Source organism: Arthrobacter sp. 10T413_2, from assembly GCF_056394205.1.
In genome coordinates, this window is the sequence record NZ_JBFTHK010000024.1 from 1 (window position 1) to 12,043 (window position 12,043).

Annotated in this window: 12 protein-coding genes; 11 read left to right on the plus strand and 1 reads right to left on the minus strand. The window is 67.6% G+C overall.

Annotated elements, in window-relative coordinates; genetic code table 11:
* The 9 genes from AC1DBQ_RS06245 to AC1DBQ_RS06285 all read left to right on the plus strand — a co-directional run.
* Positions 1 to 522: cytochrome P450 (locus AC1DBQ_RS06245; protein WP_476927681.1), on the plus strand; the 522-nt coding region annotated here is incomplete at its 5' end.
* A gap of 5 nt (positions 523 to 527) precedes the next feature.
* Positions 528 to 1,736, plus strand: a complete 1,209-nt coding sequence (locus tag AC1DBQ_RS06250; RefSeq protein WP_476927682.1) for a PEP/pyruvate-binding domain-containing protein — start codon at positions 528 to 530, stop codon at positions 1,734 to 1,736.
* Positions 1,737 to 1,803: 67 nt separating this feature from the next.
* Positions 1,804 to 3,690: a PEP-utilizing enzyme gene (locus AC1DBQ_RS06255; protein ID WP_476927683.1), complete on the plus strand. Its 1,887-nt coding sequence runs from the start codon at positions 1,804 to 1,806 to the stop codon at positions 3,688 to 3,690.
* Between the two features lie 22 nt (positions 3,691 to 3,712).
* Entirely contained in the window at positions 3,713 to 4,486 is a 774-nt protein-coding gene (locus tag AC1DBQ_RS06260) for an SDR family NAD(P)-dependent oxidoreductase (protein WP_476927684.1), read from the plus strand.
* 59 nt (positions 4,487 to 4,545) lie between these two features.
* Positions 4,546 to 4,866, plus strand: a complete 321-nt coding sequence (locus tag AC1DBQ_RS06265; protein ID WP_476927685.1) for a 2Fe-2S iron-sulfur cluster-binding protein — start codon at positions 4,546 to 4,548, stop codon at positions 4,864 to 4,866.
* 2 nt (positions 4,867 to 4,868) lie between these two features.
* Positions 4,869 to 6,206, plus strand: coding sequence for an NAD(P)/FAD-dependent oxidoreductase (locus AC1DBQ_RS06270; RefSeq protein ID WP_476927686.1), 1,338 nt, complete (start codon positions 4,869 to 4,871; stop codon positions 6,204 to 6,206).
* A gap of 31 nt (positions 6,207 to 6,237) precedes the next feature.
* Positions 6,238 to 6,978 carry an HD domain-containing protein gene (locus AC1DBQ_RS06275; protein ID WP_476927687.1) on the plus strand — a complete coding sequence of 247 codons (741 nt, stop codon included), beginning with the start codon at positions 6,238 to 6,240 and terminating at the stop codon, positions 6,976 to 6,978.
* Complete coding sequence (locus AC1DBQ_RS06280; RefSeq protein ID WP_476927688.1) at positions 6,975 to 8,579, plus strand: aldehyde dehydrogenase family protein; 1,605 nt, start codon at positions 6,975 to 6,977, stop codon at positions 8,577 to 8,579. Before AC1DBQ_RS06275 ends, AC1DBQ_RS06280 begins: the two co-directional genes overlap by 4 nt.
* Positions 8,580 to 8,913: 334 nt before the next feature.
* Positions 8,914 to 9,333 carry a DUF7793 family protein gene (locus AC1DBQ_RS06285; protein WP_476927689.1) on the plus strand — a complete coding sequence of 140 codons (420 nt, stop codon included), beginning with the start codon at positions 8,914 to 8,916 and terminating at the stop codon, positions 9,331 to 9,333.
* A gap of 65 nt (positions 9,334 to 9,398) precedes the next feature.
* Here AC1DBQ_RS06285 and AC1DBQ_RS06290 read toward each other — a convergent pair whose 3' ends face one another.
* Positions 9,399 to 10,292: a helix-turn-helix transcriptional regulator gene (locus tag AC1DBQ_RS06290; RefSeq protein ID WP_476927690.1), complete on the minus strand. Its 894-nt coding sequence runs from the start codon at positions 10,290 to 10,292 to the stop codon at positions 9,399 to 9,401.
* Between the two features lie 162 nt (positions 10,293 to 10,454).
* Here AC1DBQ_RS06290 and AC1DBQ_RS06295 point away from each other — a divergent pair, with 162 nt between their 5' ends.
* Both AC1DBQ_RS06295 and AC1DBQ_RS06300 read left to right on the plus strand, forming a co-directional pair.
* Positions 10,455 to 11,498, plus strand: coding sequence for an NAD(P)-dependent alcohol dehydrogenase (locus AC1DBQ_RS06295; protein ID WP_476927691.1), 1,044 nt, complete (start codon positions 10,455 to 10,457; stop codon positions 11,496 to 11,498).
* An 11-nt stretch (positions 11,499 to 11,509) separates the two neighbouring features.
* Positions 11,510 to 11,920: a (R)-mandelonitrile lyase gene (locus AC1DBQ_RS06300; RefSeq protein ID WP_476927692.1), complete on the plus strand. Its 411-nt coding sequence runs from the start codon at positions 11,510 to 11,512 to the stop codon at positions 11,918 to 11,920.
* Positions 11,921 to 12,043 lie beyond the last annotated feature (123 nt).

Here is a 12,043-nt window from a genome sequence, read left to right on the forward strand (position 1 = left end):
TCTACAGCCTTCTACAGCCTGCTCTTCGCCGGTCACGAGACCACCACCACCCTGATCTCCAACGCCCTCCGCGAACTGCTGGCCCGCCCCGAGCAGTGGCAGCAGCTTGTGGAGGACCCCAAGAAGATCCCCGCCGCCATCGACGAGGTCCTGCGCTACGCGGGCTCGATCGTCGGCTGGCGCCGCAAGGCCCTCAAGGACACCGAAGTTGGCGGCGTCGCGATCAAGGAAGGCGCCCAACTGCTGCTCCTGATGGGCTCGGCCAACCGGGACGACACTAAGTTTGACGCCGGCGAGGACTTTGACATCACCCGGCCCAACGCCCGCGAGCATCTCTCCTTCKGGTTCGGCATCCACTACTGCCTGGGCAACATGCTCGCCAAGCTCCAGGCCAAAATCGCGCTCGAGGAAGTGGCCCGGCTCGCCCCGGAGCTGCAGCTGGAGAACCCGGAAGCCATCGCCTTCCGCGAAAACCTCTCCTTCCGCGTCCCCGAGACCGTCCCCGTCAGCTGGAAGGCCTGAGAAATATGCACAGCAATGAATACATCCAGTTCTTCGACGGCGGCATTGAACCGAAGCTCGAAAACCTCGGCGGCAAGGGCGCCTMGCTGGTCACCATGACCTCCGCCGGCATGCCCGTCCCGCCCGGCTTCGTGGTCACCACCGCCCAGTTCGACGCCTTCATGCAGGAAGCCGGCATCACCCGGGACATCCACGAGCTCCTCGCCGGCCTGGACCCAGAAGACATGGCCCAGGTGGACAAGGTCGCCGCCGCTATCCGCGAGGACATCCGCTCCCGCCCGGTGCCGCAGGCCCTGCGCGAACTCACCGTCACCGCGTACGAGTCTCTGATGTCCCGCTTCGAGGCGCCGGTCCCGGTGGCCGTCCGCTCCAGCGCCACCGCGGAGGACCTCCCGGACGCCTCCTTTGCCGGCMAGCAGGACACCTATCTCTGGCTCGACGGCGTCAAGGCGGTCACCGAGCACATCCGCCAGTGCTGGGCCTMCCTCTTCACCTCCCGMGCCATCATTTACCGGCTCAAGAACAACATTCCCAACGAGGGGCTCTCGATGGMGGTGGTGGTGCAGAAGATGGTCAACGCGCGCGTCTCCGGCGTCGCGATCACCATGGACCCCACCAACGGCGACCGCTCCAAGATCACCATCGACTCCTCCTACGGGGTCGGGGAGATGGTGGTTTCGGGCCAGGTCACGCCGGATAACATCATGCTGGACAAGGTCACCCTGACCGTCGTCTCCGAACACCTCGGCGACAAGCATGCCGAACTCGTCCCGGACGCCGCGGCCGGCCGTCTGGTTGAGCGTGAGGTCGACGCCGAACGCCGCGGCCGCCGCAGCCTMACCGATGCCGAGCTCACCGCCGTCGCGCAGATGGCCAAGCGCGCGGAGAAGCACTACAAGTGCCCGCAGGACATCGAATGGGCCCTCGACGCTGATCTGCCCGACGGCGAAAACCTGCTCCTGCTGCAGTCCCGGCCGGAAACCGTGCACTCTTCCAAGCCAGTTGTCCCGTCCTCGGCCGTTGCCGGCGGCTACTTCAGCGGACTCAGCCCTGCACCCTCGGCCGCYGCACCCGCCGCCTCACCCGCTGCCACGACGCCGCCGTCCGCCATAGCGCCGTCGTCCGCCACGCCGTCGGCCGGCGACGCGCCGTCGTCCGCTTCAGGGTTCAGCCTCGGCAGCATCACCKCCTCGCTGCTCAAGCCCTCCTTCTAGACGTTTTGACCCGCTAGTCCGCTCCGTCACCCAGGCTCAACGCCGAGCCCGTATTGAAAGGACCGCCATGTCCCTGAAGTCCTTCCCGAAGCCCTCCGAGCTTCCGGTTCCMGCCGGCGCCGAGGGCTGGGAAAAGATCTACCCGTACTATCTGGTCTTCCAGGACAAGCTCAAGGAGCAGGAGGACGCCAAGTTCTGGTTCTGCGACAGCCAGCACTGGCCTACCGTGTTCAAGCCCTTCGAGACGATCGGCGGCGAGTTTGCGGTCAAGTGCCTGGGCCAGTACAACGCCCGGCACCTGATGATCCCCAACGCCAACGGCATCGAGTTCCGCATCCACCTGGGCTACCTCTACATGTCGCCAATCCCGGTCCCGGCGGACCAGATCGCCGCCCGCGTGCCCCTGTTCGAACAGCGCGTGGGCCACTACTTCCAGAACTGGGAGCAGCTGCTMAAGCAGTGGCACGTCAAGGTCAAGGGAACCATCAACGAGATGGAAACCATCTCCTTCCCCAAGCTCCMGGACATGGTCCCCATGGAGGACATCCTCTCCGGCAAGGGCAAAGACGGCTCCGAGAAGCTGCTGGAAAGCTACGACCGGCTGATCCAGCTGGCCTACCAGAACTGGCAGTACCACTTCGAATTCCTCAACCTCGGCTACATCGCCTACCTGGACTTCTTCAACTTCTGCAAGCAGGTGTTCCCCAACATCCCGGACCAGTCCATCGCCACCATGGTGCAGGGCGTGGACATGGAACTCTTCCGCCCGGATGACGAGCTCAAGCAGCTCGCCAAGCTCGCCGTCGAACTGCAGTTGCAGGGACACTTCAGCAACACCGACGACGTCGACGCCACCCTGGGAGCCGTCGCCGCCGCCCCCGGCGGGGACCGCTGGATGGCCCAGTACGAGGGCGCGAAGGACCCGTGGTTTAACTTCACCGTGGGCAACGGCTTCTACGGCCACGACAAGTACTGGAACGAACACCAGGAAATCCCGCTCGGCTACATCGCGGACTACATCCGCCGGGTGGACGACGGCCAGGAAATCATGCGCCCGGTCGAGGCCCTGATCACCGAACGCGACCGCATCATCGAGGAATACCGGGACCTCCTGGAAGGCGAAAACCAGGCCCTCTTCGACGCCAAGCGCGGGCTCGCCGCCACCGCCTACCCGTACGTGGAGAACCACAACTTCTACATCGAGCACTGGACCATGGGCGTCTTCTGGCGCAAGATCCGTGAACTCAGCCGCATGATGCAGGCCGAGGGCTTCTGGACCGAACCGGACGACCTCCTCTATCTTGGCCGCAACGAGGTCCGTGACGCCCTGTTCGACCTCGTCACCGGCTGGGGCGTCGGCGCCAAGCCGATCGGCCCCGACTACTGGCCGGAAGAGATCGAGCGCCGCCGCGGAATCGTGGACGCGCTCAAGACGGCCCGGCCGGCCCCGGCGCTGAACACCCCGCCGGAATCCATCACCGAACCTTTCACCCGGATGCTCTGGGGCATCACCACCGAGCAGGTCCAGCAGTGGCTGGGCGCCGGGGAAGCGGTCGAAGGCGGCGGCCTGCGCGGCATGGCGGCCTCGCCCGGTGTCGTGGAAGGCCTGGCCCGCGTTGTCACCGACGCGGACCAGCTCTCCGAGGTGCAGCACGGAGAAATCCTCGTCGCCACCRTCACCGCCCCGTCCTGGGGCCCGATCTTCGGCAAGATTAAGGCCACCGTCACGGACATCGGCGGCATGATGAGTCACGCCGCCATCGTCTGCCGCGAATACGGCCTCCCGGCCGTGACCGGGACCGGATCGGCGTCCACCACCATCAAGACCGGCCAGCGGCTGCGGGTGGACGGGACCAAGGGCACAGTCCAGATCCTCGACGCGCTGATTCCCGATACCGGGGAACCGGAGCTCCAGATCGCCGGGCCCGGGGCCCACAGCCACAGCCATGTCTGACCAGCGGATGAATGACTCAAACATGCMTGCTGCGGAATATGACGGTGCGGGCCGGCCTGCCCGCACCGTCCTGATCACCGGTGCCGCCGGCGGACTGGGCCGGGTGTTCGCGCTCGGCTTCGGTCGCCGCGGCTACCGCGTGGCGGTGGCGGACGTGAACCTGGACGGCGCGGAGGAAACGGCCAAACTRGTCCTGGACACCGGGGCCGAGGCGGCCGCCTTCCACGCCGACGTCACCAGCCTTGACTCCACGGAGGCCCTCGCGAAAAGCTGCGCGGACTTCGGCAACGGGAGCATCGACGTCGTGCTGAACAACGCCGCCGTGTATGCGGGGGTGACCCGCAGCCCGTTCGAGGACATCGATCCGGCCGAGTGGGACCTCGTAATGAACGTGAACCTCAAGGGGCCCTGGCTCGTGACCCGGGCCGCCAGCCCGTACCTGCCCGAGGGCGGCCGCGTCATCAACCTCTCCAGCGCCACGATCTTCAGCGGTTCGGAACAGTGGCTGCACTACGTCGCCTCCAAGGGCGGTGTGGTGGCCCTGACCCGGGTGATGGCCAAGGAACTGGGCMGGCGGGGGATCACGGTCAACGCGATCGCCCCCGGCTTCACCCTCACCGAGGCCAGCTACGGGCTGATGGAGAACGCCGAGAACTACGGGGTGGACCGGGGCGCCATCAAGCGGGCCAGCCAGCCGGAGGACATCGTGGGTGCGGCGCTCTTCCTGGCCGGGCCGGACAGCTCCTACTACACGGGCCAGACCATGGTGGTCGACGGCGGCCGCCAGTTCATCTGACTCTGCCCTTTTTGCCAACTTCCCGACTTCAACCCCAAGTTCGTCCCCAAGGAGGACCAATGCCAACGGTTCATTTCACCGACGCCGAGGGCGCCGTCCGTGACGTCCAAGGCAACGCCGGCGACTCTGTCATGGAGACCGCGGTGCGCAACGGCGTCCCCGGCATCGTCGCCGAATGCGGCGGCTCGCTGTCCTGCGCCACCTGCCATGTCTTCGTCCGCGAGGACTGCCTCTCACAGCTCCCGCCGATGGAGGACATGGAGGATGAGATGCTCTACGGCACCGCCGTGGACCGCGAGGACAACTCGCGGCTGTCCTGCCAGCTCCGCCTCACCGACGAGCTCGAACTGTTCGTCACCACCCCGGAAACCCAGGTATAGCCATGAGCACCAACGCGGTTGAGCAGGCCGCCCCCGCGGCGGCAGTCGAGGACGCAACGCCGTCGGGCACCCCGGCCCGCACCGGGCTGCTCATCATCGGGGCGAGCCAGTCCGGCGTCCAGCTCGCGGTATCGCTGCGTGCCCTCGGCTTCGACGAGCACATCACCCTGCTCGGCGACGAGGACCACCGCCCCTACCAGCGCCCGGCCCTGTCCAAGGAGTTCCTGCAGGGCACGGTGGAGAGCGAATCGCTGATCTTCCGGTCCAATGAATACTGGACCGAACACAACGTGGACCTGGTCAAGGGCGAATACATCGTCAAGGTCGACAAGGAAGCGGACGGCTCCGGCGTCGCGCATTCCTCCTCCGGCAGGCAGTTCCCCTTCAAACGACTGGCCCTCACCGTGGGCGCCCGGGCCCGGAAGCTGGAAATCGAGGGCGGGGACCTCGACGGCGTGCTGTACCTGCGCAACGCCGACGACGCCCTGGCCCTCAAGGCCCGGGTAGGGGACGCTCAGGACGTCGTGGTGATCGGTGGCGGTTTCATCGGCCTCGAAGCCGCGTCCAGCCTGCAGAAGATGGGCAAGAACGTCACCGTGCTMGAATTCGGCCCGCGACTGGTGGGCCGCGCCGTCGGCGAGGAAACCGCCGGGTACTTCCTGCAGGCACACCGCGCCCGCGGCCTGGACATCCGGCTCGCCACGAGCGCCAAACGCTTCACCGCGCACGACGCGCCGGCGGACGGTCACCGGGCGGTGGCCGGCGTCGAACTCCAGGACGGCACCGTGCTGCCCGCACAGATCGTGCTGATCGGGATCGGCGTCATCMCCAACACCCAGCTGGCCGAACAGCTCGGCTTGGCCGTGGACAACGGGATCGTCGTGGACCGCTTCGCGCTGGCCTCGGACGGCACCACGGTGGCGATCGGCGACTGCGCCAACATGCCCAATCCGGTGCCTGGCTCGGCGCCGGGGGAGCGGATCCGGCTGGAAAGCGTCAACAACGCGATMGAGCACGCCAAGGTGGCGGCCTACTCGCTCACCGGCCGGCGCGAGGAATACGCCGGCATCCCGTGGTTCTGGTCCAATCAGGCCGACCTCAAACTCCAGATCGCCGGCCTCTGCAACGGCTACGACCAGACCGTGCTGCGACGGGACGAGGAACGCGGGAAGTTCAGCGTCCTCTACTACCGCCAGGGCCGGATCATCGCCGCAGACTGCGTCAATGCGCCGCTGGACTTCATGGCCGTCAAGAACGCCCTGGCCAAGGGCCAGAACATCCCCGCCGAGGCTGCCGCCGATCCGGCCACACCCCTCAAGACGATCACGACGGACAGCTAGCCCTGCGGCTGGCCGCCCCCGAAGGAGCATTATGACCACCCCCAAGACTCCGGTTGCCGACGCCGGCGGGACGGCTGCCGCCGCCAATCCCGCGACTGCGGATTTTGCCGCCGCCTACCCGGTCCGGCCCGTCCCGGCGCCGGGACCGGTGGACACCGCCCCGATCGCCACGACGCCGGCCGCGCTGGAGGAACTCGACCCGCTGTGGCGTGCCGTGGTGCACGAGACCCGCACCCGCGGCAACGACATCCACCTGCCGATCTCCCTCGCCTTCGCCGAGCGGCTCTGCCGGGCCTACCCCGACGCCGACGCCGAGCTCGTCCGCGTGGCCACGCTGCTGCACGACACCGGCTGGGCCCATGTGGACGAATCGCGGATCATCTCCGAAGGCTTCGCCGGCGACTGGCGTAAGGCCGCGATCCGCTATGAACACGAAAAACAGGGCTGCGACGTCGCCCGCCGCGTGCTCCCGGGCCTGGGCTACTCCGCTGAGTTCGTGGAGCGGGTCTGCGACATCATCGACGGCCACGACACCCGCCCCGCGGCCCACTCGCTGGAGGACGCGCTGATGCGCGACGCGGACAGGCTGTGGCGCTTCGACCACGCCGGGATCGCCCTGGCCTCCTCCTGGTTCGGGATGGACCCGGCCACCTACACGGACAGGCTGGCCACGGAAATCGTGCCCGAACTCATTACCCAGGCGGCGCACGACATGGCCGTCGCGGACCTGGCCCGCTCCACCGCACTGCTCAAGACGGCGGTGATCCGATGACCTCCGCCACGCACCACACCGGCACCCCCGCCGGGACGCCCGTTTCGATGCCCGCCGGAGCGCCGGGCGGGACGGCGCTGGGGAAGGCGGCACCGCCGTCGTCCGCTCCCGCACTGGCCGCGCGCGCTGCACTGACCCTGCCGCACACCCACGTGGACAGCATCTTCATCGACGGGGCCTGGACGCCGGCCCGGGGCACCGGCCGCAACCCGGTCACCGACCCGGCCACCGGCGAAGTCTGGGGGTCCGTCCCGGACGKCACTCCGGAGGACGTGGACGCCGCCGTCGGCTCCGCCCAACGAGCCTTCCAGGGCGAGTGGCCGCGGCTCGCACCCTCCGAKCGGGCCGCCTATCTGCTGCGCATCGCCGAGGAAGTGGAGAAGCGCGCCGACGAGCTTTCGCTCACCAACACCCGGGAGAACGGCTCGCCCGTCTCCGAATCCTCCGGCGCGGCAGCGAACGCCGCGGGCATCTTCCGGTACTTCGCGACTCTCGCCGGCTATCTCGAGCGTGACGACGTGCGCGCCTTCCCGCGCGGCGGCGGCGAATCCGTGGTCCGACGCGATCCCATCGGCGTGTGCGCGCTAATCGCGCCCTGGAACTTCCCCATCAACCTCGTGGTCATCAAGCTGGCGCCCGCGCTGCTGKCCGGCTGCACCGTGGTGATCAAACCGGCGTCGCCCACCCCGTTGTCCCTCCGGGTGATCATCGACGCGGTGGCCGTCGCCGGAGTTCCGGCCGGCGTGGTCAACCTCGTCACCGGCTCCGGCCGGCTGGGCGACGCGCTGGTCAAACACCCTGGCGTGGACAAGGTGGCCTTCACGGGCTCCACGCCGGTGGGCCGGAAGATCGCCGCCGCCTGCGGGGAGCTACTGCGCCCCGTCACCCTGGAACTCGGGGGGAAGTCGAGCGCGGTTGTGATGCCGGACGCGGATCTGGACGCCATGTCCAAGGTCCTGATCCGCTCCTCCATGCGCAACACCGGGCAGACCTGCTACATCTCGACCCGCATCCTGGCCCCGGCCAGCCGGTACGAGGAAGTGGTCGACATGGTCACCGCCACGATCGCCGCCGGCAAGCAGGGGGATCCGCTGGATCCCGAGACCGTGTTCGGGCCGTGCGCCACGGAATCGCAGTACCGGACCGTGCTGGAGTACGTGGAGTCGGGGCTGGCCGAAGGCGCCCGGGCCACCACCGGAGGCCGGGCAGCGAACCTGGGCGGCGGCCTCGAAGACGGGTATTTCGTGGAGCCCACCGTATTCGCCGACGTCACGCCGGACATGCGGATCTCCCGCGAGGAGATCTTCGGCCCGGTGATCTGCATCCTGAAGTACGACGACGCCGACGGCGGTGTCGATGAGGCGGTTGAGCTGGCCAACAACACCGAGTTCGGCCTGGGCGGGCTGGTGTTCGGGACGGATCCGGAGGCTGCGCTGGCCGTCGCGGACCGGATGGACACAGGATCGGTGGGCATCAACTTCTTCGCCTCCAACCATGCCGCACCCTTCGGTGGACGCCACGACTCCGGCCTCGGCACCGAGTACGGCATCGAGGGCTTGAACGCCTACCTGAGCTACAAGTCGATCCACCGGAAGGTCTGACGCCCGGGCCCCGGGAGTGTCTGCCGGGCCAGAGGAGCCTCAATCCACGGGACATGCCCTCCCCTGACGCCCAGCGATGGACATAAGCCCGCTATGTCCATCGCTCAGGCGCAGCGCGGGGCATGTCCCAACGTGGCCGCGGGACATGTCCGTTCCGGGCGCGCGGCGAGGGACCTGCTCACTGCTTGGCAAAGCAGAAAGCCTGGGCAGCGCCGGAGGGCATGTCCGCTTTAGGCAGGCGCCAGGGAGGCCCCGACCATGCACCGTTGCGGTCCGCCACGCGCACCGGGCCGCATAGCCTTGGCGCAAGAGGGCCGGGCCTAGAATGGTCACGATGATGCCAGGACATATAGCCGCTGCTGATGGGAAGAACGTGCTGAGCGTCAGCGCGGGCATCATCACATCGGTCTGGTTGCCCGGCTCCATTGTTGACGTCCACGACGCCAGGGACGCCATGCGGGCTGTCGAGCAGATCAGCGGGGGAATCCCGATGCCGATGCTCTCTGAGATGACCGACGTGGAGATCAGCGCGGCCGCCAGGTACGAGTTCGCACAGACTACGGGTGTTGTGGCGATTGCGGTGCTMGGATCCAGCACCGTGGACCGAGTAGTCGCGGCGGCAATGAGCCGGCACACCCGGTATCCCCACGAGTTCTTCACGTCCCGGGACGACGCCATGGCTTGGCTGAACAACTTCACCGCCAGCGTCAGCCGGCCCGACGGATACACGGACGGCATTTCGGCCCTGACGTGACAGCCGCGGCCGGGGCGCGGTCAGCGTTCGTCAGCAGCGTCCGGGCCGCTAAGCCCTGTCCGCACCTACACCTTGTCTACAGCGGCGGCGGCCTCGGCCTCCTTGACCTGCCGGTTGGTCGAGGCCCAGCTGGCCAGGAGCCGCAACGCGTCCTCTGACGCCGAGCCCGGCTCGGCCGTGTAGATCAGCAGGGACAGTCCGGCGTCGGCCGAGACATCCATCGCCTCATACATCAGGTGAAKGTCCCCGACCGCCGGGTGGTGTAGGTGCTTGACCCCGGTGTAGTGCTGGCGCACATTGTGGGCGGCCCACAGGGTGCGGAATTCCTCGCTCCTGGTCGAGAGTTCCCCGACGAGGTCGGTCAGCCCGCGGTCGTAGGGGTCCCGGCCGGCCTCGGTTCGCAGGATAGCCACAGTGTCATTCGCAGCACGCTCCCAGTCCGGATAGAAGGTGCGCGATCGGGAGTCCAGGAAGATGAACCTGGCATGGTTGGCCGGGCGGGCGCTAGCCGCATACATGTCCGAATACAGGGCGTAGCCCAGCGGATTGGCCGCGAGGATGTCCATGCGACCGTTCCGCACAAAGGCCGGCGCGCTGGTGATGGCGTTCAGCGACAGCTGAACGCTCCGCCGCACGGACTCCGCAGGCCGGGGGCGACGACGGCTCCGGCTGCCCGGGGACGCTGCCCGGGCCAGATCGAAGAGGTGGGCCCGTTCGGMGTCGTCGAGMTGCAGAGCCCTGGCCACGGCTTCCAGCACGCCCTCCGACACTCCGGACAGGTTTCCCCGCTCCAAACGGGTGTAATACTCGACGCTGACGCCGGCCAGCAGGGCGACTTCCCCGCGGCGCAGTCCGGGCACCCGGCGTTTGGCGCCGTAGACCGGCAACCCCGACTGCTCGGGCGTGATCTTCGCCCGGCGCGAGGCAAGGAACTCGCGGACCGCGTCTCGATTATCCATGCCATCAACGTTAGGTGCTACGGCCCGCTAAGGGAGACCCTGCCAGTACCCCTATCAGCAGKGACTCCTTTAGCGTCGCGATGCACGGTTTGATGGATGGTGTTCCGTTGAACAACCCCCAGCGACGGAACAACCCCCAAAGACCAACAAGCAGGAGATTCATTGCTCACCGTCAACGCTTACGCATCCCCGTCCGCGACCGAGCCGCTCGTCCCCACCACGATCGAGCGCCGCGATGTGGGCCCGCATGATGTCCTGATCGAGATCAAGTTCGCCGGGATCTGCCATTCGGACATCCACACCGTCCGCGGCGACTGGGGACCMCAGTCCTACCCGCTGGTCCCGGGCCACGAAATCGCCGGAATTGTCACCGAGATCGGCTCCGCCGTCACCAAGCACGCTGTCGGAGACCGGGTCGGCGTCGGCTGCATGGTCAATTCCTGCGGCGAGTGCGTCAACTGCCAGGCCGGCGAGGAGCAGTACTGCCTGTCCGGCAACACCGGCACCTACGGCGCCGTCGACCGTGACGGCACCATCACCCAGGGCGGCTACTCCACCCACGTGGTGGTGACCGAGGACTTCGTGGTCACCATCCCCGAGGGCATCGAGCTCGACGTCGCCGCGCCGCTTCTGTGCGCCGGGATCACCACCTACTCGCCGCTCCACCACTGGGGCGCCGGCCCCGGCAAGAAGGTAGCGGTCGTCGGCCTGGGCGGGCTTGGCCACATGGCCGTCAAGATCGCCCACGCCATGGGCGCCGAGGTCACTGTCCTGTCCCAGTCGCTGAAGAAGCAGGAAGACGGGTTGCGCCTGGGCGCCGACCACTACTACGCCACGAGCGACGAGAACACCTTCACCGAGCTCGCCGGCAGCTTCGACCTGATCATCAACACGGTCAGCGCCTCGATCGACATCAGCTCCTACCTGCAGCTGCTGGCCCTCGACGGCGCCCTGGTCAACGTCGGCGCCCCCGCCGAGCCGCTCCCGGTGAACGCATTCGCCCTCATCGGCGGCCGCCGTTCCTTCGCCGGCTCGATGATCGGCGGCATCCGTGAAACCCAGGAGATGCTCAACTTCTGCGCCGAGCACGGCCTGGGTGCCGAGATCGAGGTCATCCCGGCCGGCAAGATCAACGACGCCTACGAGCGCGTCCTCGCCTCGGACGTCCGCTACCGCTTCGTGATCGATACCGCCACCCTGAACTAGAGGAATTGCCAGTGGAAATCMACGCCAAGAAGCCGAGCGTCAAGGGTCCGGGGCACATGTTTACCGGCGACGTCTGGTTTGACGTCATTGCGGCCCCGCAGCCCGAGCCGTCCCGCATGCGCGTCAACGCGGTGCACTTTGCCCCGTGCGCCCGCACGCCCTGGCACTCGCACGCCGTCGGGCAGACCCTGCACGTCACCGAAGGCGTCGGCCTGGTCCAGGCCCGCGGCGGCGAAGTGACCGTGATACGGCCCGGCGACACCATCTACACCCCGCCGGGCGAATGGCACTGGCACGGCGCCGCACCGGATCATTTCATGACGCACCTTGCCATGTGGGAAGGCGTTGGTCCCGACAGCGACCAGCCGGAGTCCGAATGGGGCGACCTCGTCACCGACGAGGAATACAGCAGCGCCACGTAACACCCAGTTCCAAACACCTGCGCTGCCGTTGCGGGGTCCCGCCACCCACCCGGGGAGGGGCCCCGCAACTGTACGCACAATCATCAGTGGTTTTGAGCCGGTGGTCTTGAGTAGATGGTCTTG